Origin of the sequence: Leptothoe sp. LEGE 181152 (genome assembly GCF_032906605.1) — a bacterium.
Taxonomy (GTDB): Bacteria; Cyanobacteriota; Cyanobacteriia; order Phormidesmidales; family Phormidesmidaceae; genus Leptothoe; species Leptothoe turfae.
The window spans coordinates 26,825-49,509 of record NZ_JASATU010000065.1; the positions used below are offsets into that span (position 1 = coordinate 26,825).

General features: G+C 47.8%; 15 protein-coding genes. 8 read left to right on the forward strand and 7 right to left on the reverse strand.

All coding sequences use genetic code 11. The features are described from left to right. Positions 1-58: 58 nt before the first annotated feature. Positions 59-904, forward strand: coding sequence for a CPBP family intramembrane glutamic endopeptidase (locus QGP82_RS29295; RefSeq protein ID WP_163667567.1), 846 nt, complete (start codon positions 59-61; stop codon positions 902-904). Positions 905-944: 40 nt separating this feature from the next. Here the strand turns inward: QGP82_RS29295 and QGP82_RS29300 are convergent, their stop codons facing one another. Beyond that, positions 945-2,216, reverse strand: a complete 1,272-nt coding sequence (locus QGP82_RS29300; protein WP_499061785.1) for a GTPase family protein — start codon at positions 2,214-2,216, stop codon at positions 945-947. A 218-nt stretch (positions 2,217-2,434) separates the two neighbouring features. Between QGP82_RS29300 and psb34 the strand changes: the two genes are divergently transcribed. From psb34 to QGP82_RS29320, 4 genes are all read left to right on the forward strand, one after another. After that, positions 2,435-2,605 (forward strand): photosystem II assembly protein Psb34, encoded by a 171-nt coding sequence (gene psb34, locus QGP82_RS29305; protein WP_163667573.1) that lies wholly within the window; start codon positions 2,435-2,437, stop codon positions 2,603-2,605. A gap of 232 nt (positions 2,606-2,837) precedes the next feature. Then, complete coding sequence (locus QGP82_RS29310; protein ID WP_499061786.1) at positions 2,838-4,934, forward strand: hypothetical protein; 2,097 nt, start codon at positions 2,838-2,840, stop codon at positions 4,932-4,934. 141 nt (positions 4,935-5,075) lie between these two features. Continuing rightward, positions 5,076-6,590, forward strand: a complete 1,515-nt coding sequence (locus QGP82_RS29315) for a hydroxysqualene dehydroxylase (RefSeq protein ID WP_163667580.1) — start codon at positions 5,076-5,078, stop codon at positions 6,588-6,590. 839 nt (positions 6,591-7,429) lie between these two features. Further along, a complete protein-coding gene (locus QGP82_RS29320) occupies positions 7,430-9,388 on the forward strand; it encodes a sugar phosphorylase (RefSeq protein WP_499061787.1) in 1,959 nt (652 codons plus the stop codon). Between the two features lie 53 nt (positions 9,389-9,441). Here QGP82_RS29320 and QGP82_RS29325 read toward each other — a convergent pair whose 3' ends face one another. Further along, complete coding sequence (locus tag QGP82_RS29325; protein WP_499061788.1) at positions 9,442-9,864, reverse strand: hypothetical protein; 423 nt, start codon at positions 9,862-9,864, stop codon at positions 9,442-9,444. A gap of 824 nt (positions 9,865-10,688) precedes the next feature. Here QGP82_RS29325 and QGP82_RS29330 point away from each other — a divergent pair. Then, on the forward strand, positions 10,689-12,941 hold the full coding sequence (locus QGP82_RS29330) for an MASE1 domain-containing protein (protein WP_499061789.1): 2,253 nt from the start codon (positions 10,689-10,691) through the stop codon (positions 12,939-12,941). Between the two features lie 458 nt (positions 12,942-13,399). Here QGP82_RS29330 and QGP82_RS29335 read toward each other — a convergent pair whose 3' ends face one another. Next, positions 13,400-14,329 (reverse strand): isoaspartyl peptidase/L-asparaginase family protein, encoded by a 930-nt coding sequence (locus QGP82_RS29335; RefSeq protein ID WP_006515208.1) that lies wholly within the window; start codon positions 14,327-14,329, stop codon positions 13,400-13,402. Positions 14,330-14,466: 137 nt separating this feature from the next. On the opposite strand from QGP82_RS29335, the gene QGP82_RS29340 reads away from it, so the two are divergent. Together QGP82_RS29340 and QGP82_RS29345 are read left to right on the forward strand one after the other, a co-directional pair. Continuing rightward, a complete protein-coding gene (locus tag QGP82_RS29340) occupies positions 14,467-14,763 on the forward strand; it encodes a helix-turn-helix domain-containing protein (protein WP_163667592.1) in 297 nt (98 codons plus the stop codon). A 600-nt stretch (positions 14,764-15,363) separates the two neighbouring features. Further along, positions 15,364-16,497 (forward strand): ATP-grasp domain-containing protein, encoded by a 1,134-nt coding sequence (locus QGP82_RS29345; RefSeq protein ID WP_499061790.1) that lies wholly within the window; start codon positions 15,364-15,366, stop codon positions 16,495-16,497. 172 nt (positions 16,498-16,669) lie between these two features. Here the strand turns inward: QGP82_RS29345 and QGP82_RS29350 are convergent, their stop codons facing one another. From QGP82_RS29350 to QGP82_RS29365, 4 genes are all read right to left on the reverse strand, one after another. Then, positions 16,670-17,308: a TVP38/TMEM64 family protein gene (locus QGP82_RS29350; RefSeq protein ID WP_163667598.1), complete on the reverse strand. Its 639-nt coding sequence runs from the start codon at positions 17,306-17,308 to the stop codon at positions 16,670-16,672. Positions 17,309-17,323: 15 nt separating this feature from the next. Continuing rightward, positions 17,324-17,923, reverse strand: coding sequence for a Crp/Fnr family transcriptional regulator (locus QGP82_RS29355; protein ID WP_163667601.1), 600 nt, complete (start codon positions 17,921-17,923; stop codon positions 17,324-17,326). A 202-nt stretch (positions 17,924-18,125) separates the two neighbouring features. Beyond that, positions 18,126-21,086, reverse strand: coding sequence for a HEAT repeat domain-containing protein (locus QGP82_RS29360; RefSeq protein ID WP_163698281.1), 2,961 nt, complete (start codon positions 21,084-21,086; stop codon positions 18,126-18,128). A 147-nt stretch (positions 21,087-21,233) separates the two neighbouring features. Then, on the reverse strand, positions 21,234-22,454 hold the full coding sequence (locus tag QGP82_RS29365; RefSeq protein ID WP_163667607.1) for a caspase family protein: 1,221 nt from the start codon (positions 22,452-22,454) through the stop codon (positions 21,234-21,236). Between the last annotated feature and the right edge of the window lie 231 nt (positions 22,455-22,685).

Sequence of the window (22,685 nt, forward strand, 5' to 3'; positions counted from 1 at the left end):
TGCCCGAGTGGGTCATCTGTTTTGAAATTAAATGCACTCTAATTATTAAGGTGTTCGCATGGGTAGGAACCCCTTCGAAGTACTCAAATTCCGTACCCATGTGTTAGTTGCTTTTATTGTGAGCAACCTGCTGGTAGAAATTATCTATGGCATCCTTGATTATCAACGGCTGCTGCCCTGGCCCCTAAATGACAAACTGTGGATACCTGTCCAGTTCATAATTATTTTTGGATTGGTGTGTGTCGTTCTTATCACCACCGGGCAGCGAGCTGGTTTGCAGCTAACTCGTTTATTTGGGCCGCCGCCGCGTTTCCCGTGGGCCTATGGCATATTGTTAATTTCCAGTATGCTGATTTTCTCTTTCAGTAGCTTTTTATTGCTGTTTTACCCCGTCTCACTATTTGCTCCTGGGTTTGTGGAAGAACGACTGACGGAACAGCTGCTAAATGTTGAAACAGTGGCTCCTGGTCTATATCGCTACTTGATGCTGTTTGTTGTTCTGGTTTTTGCCCCCATCGCTGAAGAATTTGTATTTCGGGGTGTGTTATTACAACGCTGGGCTGTGCGATGGAATTTGCCTGTGGGGATTATCATGTCATCTTTACTGTTTGGCATGTTACACATCAACAACCCCTTGGGGCTCACCATGTTTGGTGTGATTATGGCGCTGTTGTATATTCGCACCCGCAGTTTGTGGGTGCCGATTATTGCCCATGCGCTCAACAATGTTGTCTCGGTTGCACCGGAATTGCTATCACCTGGTCCCCAAACATTTGATATTGGTGATTTTCAGCAGACTTGGTGGGTGGGCCTTATCGGCCTGTGTTTGGCTGCGCCTACGTTATGGCACTTCATTTCTAATAGTTGGCCCCATAAAAATACACAACCACCCTATTTTGGATAATAAACGAATCCGTTGTTTAGGAGCGTTCCATGCAACGCCCCTACATGGGGTTTTTACGAAATCTCTCCTTTGCCGATTTAAAGGCATCTTTCATGGCGGCTTGAATGCGTTCAGGGTCAGGCTTTTTCCCACCCATCAGATCGCCAAAGTAAATGCATGCACCTTCACCCAACGCCCAGGTATAAGCTGCTGCCCATGAAGCCGCAACAACGCTGCCGAAACCGGGGATCAATTTAATCAATTCTCGCCCGATGGCTTGGGCCAAGAAACCTCCAGCGATGGTACTAGCAACACCGCCTGCTTGGGAAAAGCTGAGGCGTTGACCATAAAGTTGCCCCAGGGCAACAATCATGGAAACTTGCAGCGCCGTAATCGCTGGCATCGTGGCGAAGGGTAGCGGCACCGCAGCTAATGTGGCCGCAATCACGGAAAAAGCTGAAATGTAACGTCGAGCCACATCTCGATAGATCGCCCCTAGTTGGGTGGTGGCGTCATCAGCCTGATCTAGCAGTTGATGGATAGCATTGGACTCTGCTTCGGGCAGCTGGTCAGATAGGACAGTGAGTAGCGCATCCAGCCCATAAAAAACAGGAGTGTAGCCGTCTTCTTCAAGGGTGAAGTCAACCATAATGGCACTGTCAAAGAGACCGTCAAAACTGCGTTTGAGTTCACCAAAGGCCCGTTGAATTGATGTTTGTGTAGGTGGGTAGGGCGAATGCTCAGCCCCGGTAGGATAAAGCTCGTGCAGACAGGTGACAACTAAAACCACTGGAATTGTTGGATGCTGGGCTCTAACACCACGCAAAATCTGGTGCAGACTCTCCACTGCAAAGTCATTGACCTTAACTGTCACCAGCAAGATCCGCGCCCCGCGCGCCTGCTGAGCAAGGTCATGTTGGAGTTCTTGTAGGATGCTGTCTACATCGCGGTCCACATCTCCTAGCCCAACCGTATCTGTAAATAACAGCAGTGGCAGATCTGCTGATGGATAAGCGTAACGCTGGGTGTGTTGGGTATGGGGCCGAAATCCCTGGCCAATAATATCTGCAGAGACTCCGGTTAACCCACGCACGATTGAACTTTTGCCCGATTGGGGTTTGCCGATCAGCCAAGCTTCAGTGGTAGGTAGTTCCGCCCTGATTTTTTCCAGGATGTTGGCAACTTGGTCATCATCGACTGCGAACCATTTCAGCACTCGTTGGGTGACCTGATCTAGAGATATACCGGACTTGATTGCATGCCAAGTCGTTAGCCAGCACTGCGTTTGCGATGACGGGATTTTGGGCTGGGGATTTTGGGCGGATGCTGCCATCGCATCTCCTCATGGAGCCTTCAATAGTATTGTATCGATCAGTTCAACGCTCTCTAGGAGGGAATCTCACCCCGATTAGGTGCTGATTTCACTACTCGATATGAAAGTGCCTGCGGAAGCAATTATTGCGATTTATTGTGTAATGTGTCGAATTTGATAAATAACTACACTAACTTTTGCTAAGCTAACAGGTGATGGTGCCGTAAGAGTTTATACCTATGCCATACACCACTGAAGAAGGTGGACGCCTTAACAATTTTGCTTCTGAGCCCAAGATGTATGAGGCTCAGCCTCCGACAGCCAGTGAAAAGCGTAACTACGTTATTTTGGGTCTTGCTGGTGCTGCCCTGGTGGTTGGCTTGATTGCTTTGACAACCGTAATTTCCTAAGACAGCTTTGAATTTTTGACTGGCTTGCCTGAGTAGCGGCTAACTGCTTATTACCTTTAGAAAAGGCTCGCATTATGCGAGCCTTTTCTATTATTGAGACGCTCTAAGGATGGGGACAACTGCCCAAAGGCCTAAAATTTAAGAACTGCTATTCTTTGCTGTATAAGGGTTTTATTACTCACAACTAATCACTCACAACTAAGAACGAATATTAGAGCTACTATCAGATGTCATGGTCCAGGATGACGAGGCGGCTATGGTATCGATGTGGATTACGGGGCCTACGCGCAGTGGTAAAACCCAGCATTTGATAAATTGGCTATTGCAGCAGACGGCTACGGCTGAACGTCCTTGGTTAGTGTTTGCTGCCAACGGTGATAACCGCATGGCTTTAGCTCAGCGGCTAGCATCTGCTGTGCAAGATCAGGTACCTTACACCACAACTACGCCCGCTGGTTTTATTCAGAATGAAGTCATTCTTTTCTGGCCTTTGCTAGTAGAGTCTCTGGTTCTTAAAGCTCAGTTTCCCCTCAAGCTGCGTCCTGAAAATGAACAACTGTTGGCGTTGCAGCTATGGGAGCCACTTTTGGCAGAAGAGTTGCAAGTGGAAGGCTGGCCAGAATCCCAAACGGTGCGACGGGCTCTAGATTTATTGCAGTTGGCAGCTTCGGCAGGTATTCCAACTGAAGAAATTACCCTGCGACTGCAACAGGGAATGATGCCGAACCTGGTACCAGCCAACACCTGGGAAGCGATTGGGGCTGCGCTGTTGCAGTGGCGCATTTGGTGTTTGGAACGAGGGTTGCTTACCTATGGACTGATGACGGAGCTTTATTGGCGATACTTGTTGCCTTTATCTCAGTATCAGGCGCAGCTGCTAGAGAGATTTGCTGGGACAGCTGCCGATGATGTCGATGAGTATAGTGCGATCGCAATTCCCCTCTTCCAAATCTTCAAAACTGCCGGTCGCTCCCAGGCATTTACCTATAACCCCAGCGGTCAAGTGCGGTTAGGCGTAGGAGCTGACCCTGCGGCCACTCTAACATTGGCAACAGACTGTGAGCAGATACAGCTGCCCCACCCCAATACTGATAGCCTCAGCTACACCATGGCCGATGATGTGGTGCAGTGGGTGCAAGACCCGTTGACCATCCCCGAATTGCCCGAGCAGGTGCAATTAATCACAGCCACCACCCGAGGCAAAATGCTGCGGCAGACTGCGGATTTTATGGCCGATGCCATTCACCGTGAAGTAGTGACGCCAGCAGAAATTGCGGTGATTGGCCCTGGTTTAGACGCCATTGCTCGCTACAGTCTAATCGAGATTTTGAGTGATCGAGGCATTGTTGTTGCCTCCCTTAAAGATCAGCGACCTTTAATTAGTTCTCCATTTGTGCGGGCTTTGCTTGCCTTACTATCTCTGGTTTATCCGGGGTTAGGACGACTGGTTAATCGTGATGCCGTGGCTGAAATGCTAGTGGTGCTCAGCCAAACCCCAGAAACTGAGGCCAGTTTGCCCTGGTTCGACCTGACCCGCATTGATCCAGTGCGGTCGGAGTTAATTGCCGACCATTGTTTTGTCCCCGATATTGAGCATCCTCGCCTGCTGCCGGTGGAGAATTTTCCCCGGTGGGATCGTCTGGGCCACCAGGCTACAGAGTCCTATAATCGTATTTTGGACTGGCTCAGCGAACAAAAGAAACAACAGCAGCAGCGGTATCCCACCAGTCCAGTGATCATGCTGGACCGGGCAGTGCAAGACTTTTTATGGCGTGGTAACTATCTACCCATCGATCAGCTTTCAGCTCTGCGAGAACTGATGGAAACGGCTCAATACTTTTGGGATGTGGAGCAGCGCTTGGCTCTCTATGGCGGTATGCCAGGAGACGATTCTCTCAGTGATGTGGGGCGTTTTATCCGTTTACTGCAGCGAGGCACAGTATCAGCCAATCCCTATCCGGCCAGATCGTTAGATGGAGAGCGGCAAGGGGTAACGTTGGCCACTGTATTTCAGTATCGAGCCCAGCGACTTACCCACCGTTGGCAGTTTTGGCTAGATGCCGGTTCTCCCCGCTGGCTGACGGGTCGTGATGAACTGTTTGGGGCTGAGATTTTCTTAAGCAGTTGGCCAGAACGACCGGTAACAGCTGCGGATACAGAGACCATGCACGAGGCCAGGTTAGAGAGAATTTTGCGAGATTTATTAGGACGAACAACAGAAAGACTTTATTTGTGCCACAGTGAACTAGCCCTCAATGGGCAGGAACAGATGGGGCCACTTCTCAGTCTAGTCAGCGCTGGCAATCCCATGGAAATGGATAATACCTAACTTCTGGAAAGGATTGATCAAGCTATTGGCTAATACCTCTGGCGATGTCTGGTGAATCCCTTTACTAGGGATGAGCATCGCGACTGGCTGCACCGGATGAGCTTCTGGTCTACAGTACAAAGGTAGGCGAGTAAGCAATTTATGAATTCAGCCGAGAAAAAAGTAATCGTTGTTGGTGCTGGCTGGGCTGGCCTTGGAGCTACCTATCATCTAGCCAAGCAAGGCTATGACGTTACGCTACTTGAGGCTGGCCCCCAGCCCGGTGGCCTAGTTGCTGGTTGGAAAACGCCGGGGGGACGTTCTGTAGAAGCCGGTATTCACGGTTTCTGGTATCCCTACAACAATATTTTTGGCCTGGTGGATGAACTGGGTATTCAACCGTTTACCCCCTATACCCGCTCGTCTCAATATTCCCCAGCGGGTCTAGAGGTGGAGTCGCCCCTATTCCAGGCAATGCCTTATTTGCCCAGCCCCATGGGCACCTTTGTCCATACCAAATTTAAGCGGCTACCCCTGGCAGATCGGCTGTCGGCACTGCCGTTGCTATACGCAGTGGTGGATTTTGATAACTCTGACGATGCCTGGAAACGTTACGACGGCATGACCGCTAGAGAGCTATTTAAGCAGTATGGTGTTTCAGAACGTCTATATAAAGAATCCTTTGAACCCATGTTGCTGGTGGGGCTGTTTGCCCCGGGTGAGCAATGTTCGGCAGCGGCGGCATTGGGCATGCTCTACTACTTTATTTTGGCCCACCAGCCTGACTTTGATGTGCGCTGGTGTCGAGGCACCGTAGGCGAGATGATCTTTCGTCCCTGGGTAGAACGGATTGAGTCTTTAGGTGGCAAAGTATTGGCCAATAAGCGAGTTAGTGATGTGCAGGTAAAGGATAACCGCGTGACAGGTGTAGTCTGCACAGGTATGGATGGGGATGAGACCTTTGATGCAGATGCCGTAATTTTCTCAGTCGGCATTACTGGGATGAAAAAGATTGTTGCGGCCAGTGACGCTCTACGCAATCGATCTGAATTTAGGGATTTGCAAAACCTCGGTGGTGTGGATGTGTTGGCGACACGACTGTGGTTTGATCGCAAAATTGACGTACCATTGCCATCCAATGCCTGCTTTGGTTTTCATCAGGCCACAGGATGGACCTTCTTTGACTTAAATGCTCTCCATGATGAGTATAAGGATGAACCCGGTAGTGTGATTGAGGTGGACTACTACCATGCAAATCAGTTGTTGCCTTTAAGTGACGAACAGGTGGTTAGCCTGACGAAAAAAGACTTGGCAGGCTGTATTCCAGAGTTTGCTGATGCCCAGGTTGTCGACCAAGCCGTTGTGAGAATCTCCCAGGGTGTTAGCCACTTTGCACCGGGAAGCTATCGCTATCTGCTGCCGGGAACAACCAGCTTTAGCAATGTGTTTATGAGTGGTGATTGGATTGTGACGCGCCACGGCTCCTGGTCCCAGGAAAAGGCCTATGTTACTGGCTTAGAAGCAGCGAATCAGGTAATTAGCATGCTGGGCACCGGAACAGCGGCAGAAATTACCCCCATTGTGCCCGATGAACCCCACATTCAGGCAGCACGGGCGATTAATAAGACGGTGCGACAAATGGTGAATCAAGTAGTGCCACAGTGGTGGTCTTATTAATCGCCGAGTTGAATGTTGTTTTTATGCATATGCCTAACGGTGTCTAACTTTCATTGGCAATCATATGGATGCGTTCATTGACCTGGCTCACAAAGAACCCGGTGGGGCCTACTCATTTTATTGCCTAACCGGAGGCCATCAGCAATGCCCTAGGCAGTTCAAAATTTGAATGCCGTAGCCTTTTCAGAACTTTATATGATCTTTACGAGGGTGTCCCTGGGAGAAGCTAACCGCTGGCGTATGGGTAGCTAAGGTTTTGGAGAAATAATTATGAACACCCTTATGCTGCTTGCGACAATTGAAATTTGCAACTTTATGGGTTGTAGCTGGTTGGAGAGTGCGATCGCATTCGTTCAGGAGTGGGTATCTAAAATCACAGTCTAGATACTTACGTCTTATTGAAGCTATTTCAGCAGCCGTTGGTCAGGTGATTACCTGCACCAATATTTAGTCTCATATTCTAGAAAGTACAAGCGTTTCCTTCATAGGTGCTCCATTTCTTTACAGGAAGTGGAGCACCTGTTGTTATTACCAGATTTGCTGCCACACTCCTTGATAGCCCATATCCCCTTCTTAAAGAATATGCAGAGTTTATACCTCTGTAATGCCCATACATGGCCTAGGAGATTTTAAGCATTTCCACAAAAAGGTAGCATAGACCTGTCTCCTGGGCGCAATTTTGTAAGGTGTAGTTTGATACAAAATTTCAATTTTTATCAAGAATCCAGCGCTAATTTTTGGGAATGCTTGCCATTGTTGGTAAGAGTTCGATACACCTGAAAATGAGCCTATTGATAACTGGAGAATCTGGGCTAGTCGTCCTCTAAGGTCTGTATTTTATGTCAAGCTCTGATTTTCTCAAGAGAAAAGCCTATAGTGCTGCCCCAGACTATACATGCCCACTGTTACAGATTTCTTCAGAGCAACGACAGCGATTATTAGGACGACTGACCTTTCTCTATGGTGAAACAGATGCTACTCGAGCTCTCCCTGAGCTAGAGCGACTGATCAAGGTGCACGATGCCCACAAAACACCTGGGAAGAAGGCAGAGAATGGTCACTTTAATCCTGTCGATAGATTTACACAACAAGATATTGCCCTGATTACCTATGGCGATATTTTGATCAGCGAATCAGTCTCTCCCCTGGTAACACTAGCTGACTTTTTAGAATGCACGCCTGGTCTGCGCGGGGTATTCAATACTGTGCATATTTTGCCATTCTTTCCCTACAGCTCTGACCGTGGCTTTTCTATTACCAATTTTAGAGAGGTAGACCCAAACCTTGGTTCCTGGAAGAATATCGAGTCCCTAGGAGAACGTTATCGGTTGATGTTTGATGGTGTTTTTAACCATGCATCTTCTCAAAGTAAAGCTTTTCAGGAAATGCTGAATGGCAATCCGGATTATCATAACTTTGCCACCGCTTACCGTTCACCCGATGAGCTGACGCCTGAACAGCGAGAGATGATTGTGCGACCGCGCACATCGGATATTTTGACCCAATATCAGTCCATTGAGGGTCCCATCTGGGTCTGGACAACATTTTCACCAGATCAAATTGATCTGAACTTTACGAATCCCAAAGTTCTGCTGGAGGTAATTGATACGTTACTGCTCTATGTTCGGCGGGGGGCCGATATTGTTCGTTTGGATGCAGTGACCTATTTATGGGAAGAACCGGGAACGCCCTGCGCTAACCTGGCCCAAACCCATGAGGTGATTCGGTTATTTAGGGATGTCTTGGACATTGCAGCACCACAAGTTGCCTTAACAACTGAAACTAACATTCCCCATGAAGAGAATATTACCTATTTCGGTAATGGATATGATGAAGCTCAGATGGTGTATAACTTCGCTTTGCCACCGCTGGTGTTATATACCTTTTACCGAGAAGACGCAACAGAATTATCCAAATGGGTACAGACTCTAGAGTATCCGTCGGATGCGATGACATTTTTTAATATTCTTGATACCCATGATGGGATCGGTTTATTGGGCGTCAAAAATATTTTGTCAGAGCAACAGATTAGCTTTATCATTCGATGTGCTAGAGAACACGGGGCCTTAATTTCCTATCGAACGGCTGAAGGAGGTGTGGAAGAACCCTATGAGATTAATTCCACCTGGTTTAGCGCCTTGAATTTGGATAGTGAATATGAGGATCTAGAGTTACAAATTAAACGTATGGTCGCGTCTCGCAGTATTGCGTTAGTCCTTAGAGGCATTCCAGGAATTTACTTGCATGGTCTCGTTGGCACCCGTAACAATATTGAGACGGTCCTAAAAACAAAAGTGAAACGCGATATTAATCGTGCTGTAATTCACTACGCAGACCTGAAGCAAGAACTGAAAAACCTTGACTCTAGACCTGCTCAGATGATTACACAACTCAGTCGACTATTGGATGTGCGGGTCAGCAATAAGGCTTTTCATCCCAATGGTGACCAAAAAATAATTCAAGTGGATCCGGCGGTTTTTGCGTTGCTACGGATTTCGCCTGACTGTGAGCAACATATTTTAACGCTAACTAATGTGACACCCCAGCGCTGTCAGATTATGATTCCACTGGAGCGGTTAGGGGTGGCTGGCGTCTATACCCAGTCATCAGAAAGGTTAGACACGTCCCATGATGGATCTAACAAACCTTTCTGTGCAATTCCTCAGGATAATTACTGGTATGACCTGATGGGGCGTCGCGGTTGGCGAATTGTTGATGATACCCTCAGTGTTACCTTGGCTGCCTATGATGTAGCCTGGCTAATTCCACTGATTGAGCTAGAACAAATGATCGAGTGATAGGGAATGCTGTCTGCCGACTCAGCGTGGGACAGCATTCGTCACGTATGGGTTTAACCAGCTAACGGTAGTAATCTATCGTCATACTGTTTGGTAGGTGACGGTGGAGTAGAGGGAGAGTTGTCCGGAAAAATGCCATAAAACTTAGCAACAGCTTTTTTGACAGTTAGTGAAAGCAGGCTGCCGTTGTTGAGTTCATCAGAAGAACAAGAGCCTTCAGAGGGAAAGATGATTGGACTAGGAGAAACTCCCCATTCATCATGGGACCAGCACTGTAGGTAATAAAGTGCGCCCTCATAGGAAAAAGGGGTGTATTGAAAGCGAATATGTGCTAGTAACGGGCGTTGTTGACGATGCCTAAGTAGAACGCAACCCTGCGCAGTCAATGCTTTTTGAATAAATTCAGGAACGCTTTGCCAAGAAATTGGACCAGGCTGATTGGAGCATCCAGTTGCCTTACTGTCAACTTTCTTCATAGTGGCCTCACTCAATACTCGATGTACATAGCATAAAGGATGACCTTGAGGATGTTATGGGGATCAGCTACGTATAAGTCCAACGATAACTTTGATAACTGGGCCATTTTGTCTGATATCAATGCTATCTGGCTCTCTAAAAGATTTTAACAAATATTTTAGATTTTAGTCTAAATTGTTAATCAAAGTCTCCTTGTAGTTCTTAAGTGGAGGTGGTGCAGTAGTATGGGGGACAGTAAGGGGGTCTAACCCATTGTGTTGTAATGTTTTAATGATGGGCCTGAGGCCTTTGTATTTGTTGTTATTTAGACCTCTCAGGGATTGCTGACGCTTCTACATGTTTCTGCATGTATTGTATCTAACAAAACTCTTTTCGATTAAGTTTGTCTCTCTTTTGCAAGTTTGCCTGGTGATCTAAAGGTGGTTTTCGTCCTGATGTCACAGACTACTAGTTGTCAGGTGCAGATAGAATTGTGGCAAATGCCGCTTTCTTGTAGCCTTAACTGTCACCTCTGGGTCAAGGAATGAATTTGTTGGGATAAATGCGATTGCTGATTTAGGGGATGAACCGGTCTAAAGTCATTGCTACTTAACGGTGTCTCATAACTAAAATCATTCCGAGGATCAGCAATGCTAGGTAAATAGTACCTTTGCTACCCATTAATTGCCTCTTCACTGCCCCGGCATCTAAATAGCTACTATTAGCCAACACATGTATTAATGTTGGGTACCCTGACCTTACCCACCTGCATTTTTTTCAACGGGGACCACTGGAACCATTGGTTTGTCCCAGTGTAGCGTGAAATTATGACATCTACTGAGCAATGGCAAATGAGCATCAATGGCACACCAGTTATTGGGTGCGTATCGGCTGTCTGGCCGTCTGTTTCTTTCTCGCCGCCCAGCTATCCACCAACGCGCTGAATATAGAAGCGACGGCTTCGCCCCTGTGGCCACCGGCTGGCATTGCCCTAGCTGCTCTGTTAATAAATGGCCAAAGCCTCTGGGTTGGCGTTGCCTTGGGTGCATTTTGGGCCTCGCTCGCTGATCAAGCACCCTGGATCATGTCTCTGATACTCTGCTTTGGCAGTGCTCTGCAGGCGGTGGTGGGTAGTTATTGCTTACGCCGTCGATGGGAGAAAAGTTTGCAGCTATACGACTGGCAGCTGGATGATCTACTAACCTTTATCGGCTTTGGGGTATTGCTCACCCCTATTATTAATGCGGTATATAGCACTATTGTGGGCTATGGGTTTGGCGCAGTAACAGGGCAAGAGCTGGTCCAAAATGCTATCGTCATCTGGCTCGGAGATGGCATGGGTATTTTGGTGCTGACACCACTATTGTTAGCGATCGCAGCGGGTCGGCAACGGCAGATGACCCTTCGCATTGGCTCCCGGTGGGAGTTAGGCCTTTGTTTAGGATTGCTAGTGGCCGTCAGTGCCATGGTGTTTGGGGCACATACGGATAGTGCGATCGCAAAATACCCCTTAGAATACCTCCCCTTCCCCTTTGTAGTTTGGTCTGCCCTGCGATTGGGGTTGCGCGGAACTACCCTGGCCAGCTTCCTGGTGTCAGTCATTGCCGTGACAGGGGCCGTGCACCGGGGTGGGCCGTTTATTACGAAAGCGGACGGCAACCTAGAGGAAGCAATATTGCTACTCCAGACCTATGCGGCTGTGATTACCTTGACGGCGTTGGTTTTGTCGGTGGTTGTGACAGAACGTCAGCAAAGTCGAGCAAAGTTAGCCCGGAGTGAAGCAAGCTTGGCTAACGCCCAGCGCATTGCTCAGCTAGGTAACTGGGATTGGAGCATCAGTCTGAATGAAAAAGCGCTTGATAAAACTGTCAATGCTGTGGTGACAAAAACGGAAGACAATACACTGTCGCCTCAAAATAATTCTCTCATTTGGTCCAATGAGCTATATAACCTTTTGGGCTACCCTATTGGTTCGGTCCCACCCAGTCAATCGTTATTTCTAGAACGGGTACACCCAGAGGACCAGCGGCGGGTGGGGTTAGCTTGGAATGTAGCACGGACCCATCAAAAACCCTACCGTTTAGACTATCGGCTGATTTTACCCGATGGTACAGAGCGTACGGTGAATGAGCATGTTCACATCGAAACCGATCGGATTACGGGGACAGTACAGGACATCACCGAGCGTAAGCGGGCAGAGGCTGCACTACGAGAAACAGAGACGGTGCGGGCTACTATGTATCGCTATTTGAGTCAGGATCTGGCTGAACAACTACTGGATAACAATAACACCACCTTAGGCGGCGCGCGCCAGTTTGTATCGATTTTATTTGCTGATATTCGCAGCTATACAGCACTGACTGAGCGGCTTGCCCCTGAAGAGATTGTTGTTCTCCTTAATCGTTACTTTGAGACCATGGTGGATGTGATCTTTGCCCACCGAGGTACCCTAGACAAATTTATTGGTGATGCCATTATGGCGGTATTTGGCTCACCACTTCCCCAAGAAGATCATGCCCAGCGGGCAGTTGCCACCGCTTTAGGTATGCAACAACAACTGACGGTTTTTAATCAACAACAACAGCTACAGGGCTTGCCTACTTTGCAAATTGGCATTGGCATTAATTCCGATGATGTTATTACGGGCAATATCGGTTCCAGTAAACGTATGGAGTTTACGGCCATTGGTGATGGGGTGAATCTCACCTCTCGCATTGAGAGTGCTACCAAGTTTTATGGTTGCCCCATTATCATTAGCGAAAATACCTACAAGCTATGCAAGGAGACCGTCTGGGTGAGAAATTTGGATTATGTATGCGTACGGGGTAAACGGCAGCCAGTGCACTTATATGAAGTGTTGGGATTGCGATCACAACCCCTAAACTCTACTCAACAAGAACACATTGCTCTCTACGAAGAAGGCCGAATGCTGTACGAGCAGCGTGAGTTTGATCTTGCCATTGAAACCTTTATGACGTTGCTCCGTAAAACACCTGAGGATCAAGCAACACGGATTTATTTAGAACGTTGTCAGCAGCTTCAGAAACATCCGCCTAAAAAGAGTTGGAATGGTTCCTGGCAATTACAGGAGAAATAAATACGACTAAAGATATGCAAGGCCTTCATCAGAGTCGTCCTTGTGAATAGACATTCGCTATAATTAATGCTGATGCAGAGGTTAGGTGATGTTTCCCCTATGGATTTTTTTAGCGATCCTAACAGCGTTAGGCTTCGTCATGTTCGTGAGCATTCGTTTATCTAATGAATCCCTGGCTCACGAGGGGCTATGCCCTGTGTGCGGTGGTGCAGGCGGGCCCTGTGAACATTGTAATGGCTATGGAATTATTGTCGATGCGACTAAAGCCCATTCGCTTCCACCTCAGGTGAGTGATAGTTCTCAAAAAACACAGAAGAGCTTGAGATAATCCAACAGAAATGAGTACTTTTGGAGGCTTGTCTCCGATATTCAGCTTTATTTTTATCGCTAAAGAACAATTTTGATTGATATTCAGTGATTTTAGTCACACTATTTAACCCTATGGATGGCCAATGGATTTAAGCCAACTTACATAGGGCTTCGCCGCCATGCTCAATCCAACCGTAAATCATGCCAGATGTTGAATGGCCTACTGCACAGTTGCCTGCTTGATCGATCACGATGACCCCCCCTAAACCCTGGACTTTTTTCACTAAGTAATCAATGCCAGCAGTGGCTGCAGCTTGGGCATCCAACTTTTGGAAGTAAACAAAATCCGCAATCATTTTGCACAGTACCGTTCGTTGAAACTGTTCTCCATAGCCGGTGGCGGAAACAGCACAGGTGTCATTATCAGCAAAGACACCAGCACCAACGATAGGGCTGTCCCCCACACGCCCCCAGCGTTTGTTCACAATCCCTCCCGTAGACGTAGCGGCGGCTAGATTCCCGGCACTATCTCTGGCAACGGCCCCAACGGTGCCAAGTTTTTGGCTAGGTGTGGCGGCTTCATGGTCTAGCATCATGCCCCCTACCTTTTGAGCCTCACGCCATTGACGAACGCGAGTCTCAATCACGAAATAATCATTGGCCATGCGGGGTAAACCGCAAAATTTAGCAAACTCACGGGCCCCTTTCCCAATGAGCATAACGTGCTCACTTTTCTCTAACACCTGGCGCGCTAGGGCAGTTGGATTTTTGATTGAGGTGATGCCTGCAACAGCTCCTGCCTGGAAGGTTTTGCCATCCATAATGGCAGCGTCCATTTCTACTTCACCATATTCATTTAAAACAGAACCACGACCTGCATTATAGAGTGGATCATCTTCTAACTGAGCAGCGCAGTGTTCAACTGCATCTAGTGCACTGCCACCCGCTGTTAGAATACTGCGCCCACTTTCTAAAATGCTGCGAATACTTTCCATAAACTCTGTTTCATTTCCCTCACGCTTTATTTGTTCTAAAGCTCCTGCACCACCATGGATAATGAGAGAGAATTGATCTGGCATAGCTTAATAAAATTTCAAATAACTGGAACCCACTGTTATCTCACGCACTCAGTTATTAGCGCATTAGACTCGGTTACTTTGGCTACAGAAGTATCGCATAATGTAGTGGCTGAAGTCAGCATATCTAATTGCTAATCATGAATTTGCTCCAAGACTTGAGAGTGAGTGGGTTACCCGTATTAGAGCAATCCACATTAGATTTGGAAATAGCAGAGCTGGAGAGCTTGCGCATTAGGACAGAGTTAATGCTGGCGCTGCGGCTATATATTCAGGAACGACATTGGACATTGGATGAGGCGGCCCAAGCTTTTCGGCAGTCTTCTCCTCGTATGCAAAATCTGATCAATGGCGAAATTAGCCGGTTTTCAGTGGAAGATTTGATTCAGCTTCTAACTAAAGCTGGTTTGACCGTGCAGATGTCAGTTCAAACTTGATTGCTCCAACATAAGTAGCAATTAGGTCGTTTAACTGCTGCTACAGTCAGCAGTAGTTAGATCAAGCCCCATTGTTTTTTATTCTCTCCTGGCTTCTTAATGCCGGGAGAATGTTTTTTATATTTTAAAATCTTACTAAAGAGTTAAGTTTGATTTTGATCTTGGAAATCATTTGTTCGAAGAATATATAACAATTTTCTAAACAAAACAGAGTATTGATTTACAGTTTTTCTGTTCTCATGTCATGAAAACAAGATATTTTAAGGGCAAAAAAATCTGTTTTTTAGAGTGGGAGAAAAGAGCTTTGATTGGCTGATAATCGTGTCTTAATTGAGGTTTTTGCTGGATACGTTGAGTCTGAGAAGCTGGTAGGAGTGCCTGTGTGCAGTCGAGGCTTGTGCTCTAGAGATATTGATATCTCAAATTATTTAATATTTTACTATTGCATTAGTGATGCAGGATACTTCATGCTGATCCGTGGTTGGAGGTCGTGTTCTGAATCGATTTGTCTCTCAGACACTGGAAACATAGAGCAAGCGGGCAATCTTCGCAGTCTTACGTTAGTTATTTAGGTTCACTATCGCTCTGAGAATTTTAACAATGAAGATCTTTAACCATGACATCATGATGAGTACCCTGGACGCCAATCGGGGGGTTCATCTTTTTTCAGGAAGAGCTTTGGGCTTAAGCTCTCCAGGGGATAAAGTCCAGTTACATCCAGATTTGATGGCTGATTGGCCAATGTTGAGAGAGCACTATGCGCGCATTGGGTTAGAGCATAGTCACGATATTATTTGGGATGTTGCTTTTGAAGAGCTGGCTCAACAGTCTCCTGATGAAATCTCGGTCTATTTCTTTGGCCATGCGTTTGAATATGATTCCTCTGATCATAATCAGGGTTATGCCAGGATCCTAAGGCAGTTAGATGGCGACTGGTACAAAGTTGTTGAATACATGAATTCTAAGAATAACTTTGTCGCATTGGCTCATCAACTCGGTGTTCCTGTTCCCCAGACTGAGTGTTTTGAAAGTCGTACGCAATTAGGAAATCTTGAAGCTTTTTCCTATCCTTGCTATGTAAAGCGAGCTGTCTCAGATCATGGTGTTGGTATTTTTCGATGTGAGAATTCTGCGGATCTGTTAGATGCTGTAGAACAGTTTCCGAAAGACAAGCCTTTTCAAGTCCAGGTGGAGATCCAGGCCTCTGCTTTTCTTAATCTGCAATATCGGGTGACATCGGAGGGATTAAGGCGTGCTCTGGTGTCTGAGCAAATCTTAGACGGTTGTGTGCATGGCGGTAATCGTTATCCAACATTGCATCAGCCATGGCATATTACAGATCCCATGGCTCAATGGATGTTTGAACAGGGGATGAGGGGGACCTTTGGGTTTGATGTGGCGGTTGCGGATTTTCCAACAGGGCCACTATATTTAGCGATTGAATGCAACCCTCGATATAACGGTTCCTCGTATCCCACTGAGATTGCCGCTCGGTTGAATGTACCAAGTTGGTGTAGTGAAACCTTGCATACTGACTGTCGACAACTGGCGGACTTGAGTTTAGATGGCCTAGAATTTGACCCAATCACTAAAACAGGTGTTGTGTTAGTTAATTGGGGGACTATTCAGGCGGGTAAGGTGACTGTATTATTGGCAGGTTCCCCTATACAACAGATGGAGTTAAGTCAACAAATACGGCATCAGTGGAGTCGTCAGCCAGTTGCTGTTAGCTAATACGGCATCAGTGGAGTTGTCAGCCAGTTGCTGTTAGCTAAAGAGTAAAAAAATGATGCAACATTCATGGGTGCTAGACTCCCTAACGTTGGAGCAGTGAATGTTGCATTATTCTTCCATGGGACTGATTATGTATGTGATTCAGTCTTTGACTATGGTTGGGGCGCAAGCATTAGCTTATGGGCTGCTTGCGCTGTAGGAAGCCGGTTAAAAGTGCTAAGGCAAAGGCTCCTAAAACTGCAAAAACTAACAGTAATCTTCCTTGCTCTAACACGCCTGCCCCAAGTGCGACGATGGGAGGGTTCGAGATGGCAATGCTCAGGATAAGGGCTGGAATAAATCGTAACCAGGGTGCTTTTGTGAGGCCAACACTATAGGCAACAAAGTCAAAAAAACCTGTCATTAGAAAGGCTGTCATTAAGAAGAAGTTGCGTTCTAGGTGCCTTTGACTGAGGTTATCAACGCGGCTGATGAATCTTTCGCCTATCAGGCGTTGCACAAAGCTACGACCAAATTGCTTTGATAAAAAGAAACTCAAGCTGCAAGAGCAGAGATCGGCCAGACAGATCACCAAAAGACCCTGGGAAAAACCGAGTAGGCCCCCGGCCAATACAGAGTAAGCGGTGCCTGGCAAAGCGGGAATAACAACACTGGTAAACCTGAGGAAAAATAGGGCTAATGGTGCCCAAACGCCAAAGGTTTCAACGTTGTCTCGTAGCTGACTAACGCCATAGCGTTGAATGATCCAAATAACTGCGATGGTTGCGATCGCAATTACCACCAGTTTTAGCCACTTTTTTGTCTTATTCATGGTTTAGCGGGGTGACTAATAGGGCCATGGGTTTTCATAGCGAGTGGTTGTTGGCGTCTGACGCACTTTTCTCTGCCGAGTTTTGGCAGGGCTCTGGGACTTGCTATTGCCGTTGCTAGCATTAGGCCTGGGGACTTCTTGCAGCGCATCCTGAAGGATGGGTGAGATTTTTGTGGGTTGACTGGCTTGTTTTTGATTACGCTCCTTATTAATCTCGCGAATGCGCCGCGACAGGAGCTTAATAATGTTGACAGCGATGCCGGGGGTTTCGTCGATGGCTTCGTATAGCTGCTGCTGAGTCAGAACCAGACAATCGCAGGCATTAATGGTGGTCACTGAGGCGGAGCGTGGTTCAGCATCAAACAGGGACATTTCACCAAAACACGTCCCCTTATCTAGGGTGGTTAGGTTTTGCGATCGCAAATGTACCCGTACTTGTCCTGAGACCACGATATAAAGAGAACGGCCCTCTTCACCTTCCTTAAAAATTCTATGATTTGCAGGAAAAGACAGCTCATCCATGATGGATGCTAATCGCACTAGAAAGTCGTCCCGCAGTTCTTTAAAGATGGGGACACCCCGCACGAATAGTAAACGATCAACGCTGGTGAGCATGGTGAACTTGGTTTAGATATGCTATTTGGTCAAAACCACACAGTGAGCACAGTTGAGCGGTGGATGGCCGCTCAGTTATGGCAGTGTAACCCTCGGAGGCAGTCGATGCAATACGGGGTAGTACATTGACCACATACATTATCCAAACCTACATCTGCTTAACCCTGAACATACCCAAATCCCACCGCCTCAAACTGTGTATTTATTGAGTGGCCACATGCTTTTCCAGCATTTTCTGGACTTGGTCAGCCACCAGCGGATCAGAGTCTTTTTCCATTAACTGCAGCAACCTGGGAAGGCTGCTGGGTGAAGCCATGTCTAAATAGCTTAAAGCGGCTTCTCGCACAAAGCTGACCGGGTGGCGGAGCGATGCCATCACATGGTCACCGCTTAGGGGCCAGCGCTCGGTGCGGGCTACATGAAAGCAGCAGGCTAAGGCCCAATCCGATAGAAAATGCCTTAATTCCATGAGTTGGCGTAGACGTTCCTGGGGTTCCAGGGGCTGGTACGTGACCAGTGGATGGAGGGCGGCTAGCGTCGTTTCATTATTAGAATTAGATCGGTCAAATAGGGTGAGAATGGCGCGCTTTGCAGGAATGTTTAACGTATTGTCTAAAATCTCCAGACCTCTGGCTCGACTGGCGGCTGAGCCATCCAGGTTGAGCTCTGCTGCTTGAATCACTGAAGATGGGTAAAGAAACCGCAGCAGTAACAATATGCGTTGCATGGCATCCGCCTTCATATCCTGCAAAGCCCGTCGCAGCCATTCGCAGGTTTCTCCAGATGCCTTTTCTTCGGAACAGTCCTCCAAACAACTGTAGAGCTGACCAATAAACTGTAGCTCTTGATCTAACAAGGTTTCTACCCCTGGACGACCGAGCTGGTCAAGGGCACTATCAATATCCGTAGACCGGCGTAAGCCCTGCTCATCCAGGAGCTTTAACAAAATGCGTAAAATCCAGCGACGGGGGCCTCCCCATGCCGTCATCAAATTAGATGACAATAGGTTGAGGGCTTGTAGGGTGCCGATGCGGCCAATGACATTCCAAGCCTGGTGGCGTAAGGTTTCACTTTTATAGGGATCGTTGGCCAGCTTGACTAGCATCGGGAGGGCGTCATTGCCCAGTTCGCTCAGGGCTTTCATCGCCGCTTCGCGGGTGGATTTATAACTGAGGGCCTTTAGCAGTGAGGGATAGTGTTCTTCTAGCCGTGTGGCTGAGATCGCTTCCAACATTGACCGTCGTACCCGCAGTGAATCATCCTGCAACAAATTGGGCACATGGAGCCGCAGTCCTTGCATGTACTCGGCTTCCCCTAAGGCGCGACAGCCCATCACCCGCTCCAGTTCCTCCTGGTGGGTGAGCATCTGCTGCAACAGGTATGTGGCCCGCGCCCGCTCTGCTGGGTTTCCATGTCTGAGCATCATGGAAGCAGCCGTGCCGCGTACAGCTGGATCAATGCTAGGTTTCAGATAGGGCTTGAGCTGATTCACATCGCCATCTTGCTGGGTCAGCCAGACATAGCGGAGGGCTAAGGCCAAAATGGATGGCTCTTGGGACGGGTAAATGAGAGCGTCGACATAGCCCGTAAATGTGGGATCTGGATAGACCAGCATGGTCTCCAAACTCTGCTGTTGCAGATTGGGGGAAAGCTCACTGAGCATGGGAGCCAACACTTCGCTGATGCTGCGAGGCTCAATCTGAGTGAGCAGCTCAATTAGGGAGCGCTTATCGGCTTCGGGGCCAGGTTTGTCTAAGGCTTCGATAATCGCCTGTTTTAATACCCGTAAACTGGCGTCGGAAAAGCTTAAAAGACCGCGTTCAGCTGTGAGTACAAGAAGATTGAGATATTGCGATCGCAACAAAAAAATGCTGCCTAACCACAGTAATGATAGACCGAGGGTGATGAACAAAAAGATGCTGCTCCCCTGCATCCAGCTAATGTGATTCGCCAGAGCCATCACCAGTAAAATCCCGATGCCCACTATGCCAATGGCGATGGATTCTGCTACACCGACCAATGATTGGATCTTGGCCCGTGGCTGAGCGGGAACCGGTTGAAACAGGACTGGGCGGCTGCTAGCCACAATGGTGTAGCGTAGCCATTCATCAATAAACTTCAGCAATATCAGGCCGATAAACAGTCCGGTTGCGCCACCCACCGCCGGTAGACTTACCACTAAGCACAGACAGCTGAAGATAGCCATTAAGGCTGGCAATAAACCTGCTGTCATAAACAATCCCAACCGTTCAATTAAACGACTGGAGGTAAATAGCTGGGTAAGCAATTCCATGAGGCCCAATACCCCGGTGAAAATACCCAGGAATTTGGCCATGGCATCAATGCTGAATTCTTGGGCTTCCAACTGTAGAAAATACTGATATTCCACCAAATACAGAAGCATTTGGGCGATCACAAAAAAGCTCAGTAAAAGCAGCACATAACGGCGAATGAGCTTACGCAACCGTCTGGCTGAAAAATTGGCATTGGACAGTTCCACTGTCCGGCGTTTGGAGTCTGGGAAGGCATGTTCATAGGTTTTGCTGATGTAGAACAGCACGCCTGTTGCCACCAGCATGATGCCAAGTACCAGATAGACAACATTGTTGACATCTAAAACCGTCAGGAGGGCAAACAGGGTAAACCCGCTGAGGATGTCGGCCACCAAATTGCCACTGCTGATCAGGGGGAAGGTGCGTTTAATCTCGCGGATATTAAACAGCTGATTGGCTAATACGGATAAATTCAGCTCGTTCAGGTTAGTGATGGCCTCCATCCACAGACGCAGTGCAAAAATGGTGGGGGCGGCCCAAACCTCAACGCCTAACCCAATGCGAAATAGGCCAATGGGTAAGGTCATTAATAGGGCAATCAACACAATCACCTGGCGCAGGGGTAGCAGACGCTGTAGCCAAGAATAGACGCTGCCTAAACTTACCCCTACCAATGCCGTAAACAAATAGATCAGCGGTAGTGTTTTGGCTCCATACTTGTCTAGAAATAATGCTGCCGAACTGACCTCCAGCCACATAATCCCCATGGACATGAAGGTATAGAAGGTAAACAGCAGCAGAGTGCGATGGCCTTCTTCAGGGCGCAGGTTCAGTGCCGTAAAAATTTTCTGGAGCCACTGGGGCTGGGAATATGAGAAATCTGACTGCATGGTCAAACAGGACGGCTAAACAGAGCCGATGGTGATCATGCCAAAGACGCTACCGGATCATCTGGCAATCATCAATAGCAAATTGACGTGATCGATTGAACTATATTGCCCATACAGTCCAAATGAGGGGAATCTTTAAATGTCGATCTAGCTGTTGTAATAGTCCTGACCGTTACGACCATTGGGGACATGGGCAGGCAGTTTTGGCTGTTGATCATCAATGGGGGTTAACCAGCGGGGCAAGGTTTGCAGGTGCCCTGCAGAGCCTGGGTGGGTCATGGCCTGGGCTTCAATGGCGCACACATCTTCGTAACTCAGAGCAAGCTCACTCTGAAGATGCTGTAGCCACTTTTTTAGCGGTTTGCCCAAGGGGTTTTCCAGTTCTAAAGCGGCTAGCATGGCCTGTCGATAGCGATCGCAACTGTCCTTATGGTGGGCGTAGGGAGCCATCACATTGGCTTCAATTTCTTGGCTCTGGTAAACGCTAATGCCCAGCTGATGGCGTAGAAATTCTAAAATGTTGCGGCTGGCGGGTGGAATATGGCCCTGATGGCGGTGGGCATATTCCTCAAGGCTACTGCGATATTCCCGTTCAGGAGAATAGGGAGGAACGGCTAGCAGTGGGGTGTCGGCTGTTTCGTTGTGGGTGTAGAGAGCAATGGGAAAGATGTCCGTATGGCTCTCACTGAGTGCCCGCGCCAGGTAAGTTTGTAAGTCATCGATGGAGATACCCCCATCGGCATCCGTATCGGCTAATCCTGTGGTAATCCCCTCAATCAAATAGTGAGTGTAGAGAGATAGACCTAAATCGACGGTGGGCCAAGGGTTTGCGGAGCTAGCTAAGGCTGTGAGCAGGGCACAGTTGCAGTCTGCCAAATGGGGCATTGGTAAGTGACCGTTGGGAGACATTCCCCCTTGTAGCATAGTTGGATTATCAATGTTGCTTTGGGGTAAAGAACTCCAAAGACAATCTAGTATCATGACTCGATTAAGCCCCTCCTGTAGTGACGGTAGGGCCTGGCGAATATAGTCACTGGAGATGGCTGTGGTAGCAACGGCATGGGGGTCAGTGTCGCTGGCGGGCAGATAAATAGCCCCCGTGCGGGGATCAAGCACACCATAGCCAGTGTAGTAAATCAAACAGAGATCATCGTGACGGCAGCGATAGGTCATCAGCGCAATGGCATGGCGCATCTGTCGCAGATTGGGGTTGATTAGGGTGATGATCTGATCATCCCGCAGCCCCTCTAAATCAACTAATAGCGCTTTCCTGAGGGCAGTGACGTTTGCGATCGCAGGAGACTCTTCCATAGTGTCTATAGCCAATTCATCCGTGCTTACCGCGATCAGCAATATGTGTTTGCCCATATCTCCCAATCTCCCTAAAGGGTTGAATAAACAGCGTTTTAGGTCTGTTAGTAATGCTGTTATTTGAAATATTTCTGAAATGTTTCTGTTTAATTGCCTGTTTTGCCCGTATGTATAAAAATTTTCGAGGGACATTCTCACTTTCCGGGATGCTTCACCTTAAGAAACCTAGTTTCTTAAATTGGTTTCTTGAAGTTGATGTGTTCGAAGGTAGGGTTCTGGAATAAAATA

Excerpts from the sequence above, each read along its gene's own strand:
- psb34 (WP_163667573.1), top strand. The coding sequence starts at position 2,435 with ATGCCATACACCACTGAAGAAGGTGGACGCCTTAACAATTTTGCTTCT.
- QGP82_RS29330 (WP_499061789.1), top strand. The coding sequence starts at position 10,689 with ATGGCAAATGAGCATCAATGGCACACCAGTTATTGGGTGCGTATCGGC.
- QGP82_RS29325 (WP_499061788.1), bottom strand. The coding sequence starts at position 9,864 with ATGAAGAAAGTTGACAGTAAGGCAACTGGATGCTCCAATCAGCCTGGT.
- QGP82_RS29315 (WP_163667580.1), top strand. The coding sequence starts at position 5,076 with ATGAATTCAGCCGAGAAAAAAGTAATCGTTGTTGGTGCTGGCTGGGCT.
- QGP82_RS29350 (WP_163667598.1), bottom strand. The coding sequence starts at position 17,308 with ATGAATAAGACAAAAAAGTGGCTAAAACTGGTGGTAATTGCGATCGCA.
- QGP82_RS29320 (WP_499061787.1), top strand. The coding sequence starts at position 7,430 with ATGTCAAGCTCTGATTTTCTCAAGAGAAAAGCCTATAGTGCTGCCCCA.
- QGP82_RS29355 (WP_163667601.1), bottom strand. The coding sequence starts at position 17,923 with ATGCTCACCAGCGTTGATCGTTTACTATTCGTGCGGGGTGTCCCCATC.
- QGP82_RS29345 (WP_499061790.1), top strand. The coding sequence starts at position 15,364 with ATGAAGATCTTTAACCATGACATCATGATGAGTACCCTGGACGCCAAT.
- QGP82_RS29295 (WP_163667567.1), top strand. The coding sequence starts at position 59 with ATGGGTAGGAACCCCTTCGAAGTACTCAAATTCCGTACCCATGTGTTA.
- QGP82_RS29365 (WP_163667607.1), bottom strand. The coding sequence starts at position 22,454 with ATGGGCAAACACATATTGCTGATCGCGGTAAGCACGGATGAATTGGCT.
- QGP82_RS29310 (WP_499061786.1), top strand. The coding sequence starts at position 2,838 with ATGGTCCAGGATGACGAGGCGGCTATGGTATCGATGTGGATTACGGGG.
- QGP82_RS29360 (WP_163698281.1), bottom strand. The coding sequence starts at position 21,086 with ATGCAGTCAGATTTCTCATATTCCCAGCCCCAGTGGCTCCAGAAAATT.
- QGP82_RS29340 (WP_163667592.1), top strand. The coding sequence starts at position 14,467 with ATGAATTTGCTCCAAGACTTGAGAGTGAGTGGGTTACCCGTATTAGAG.
- QGP82_RS29335 (WP_006515208.1), bottom strand. The coding sequence starts at position 14,329 with ATGCCAGATCAATTCTCTCTCATTATCCATGGTGGTGCAGGAGCTTTA.
- QGP82_RS29300 (WP_499061785.1), bottom strand. The coding sequence starts at position 2,216 with ATGGCAGCATCCGCCCAAAATCCCCAGCCCAAAATCCCGTCATCGCAA.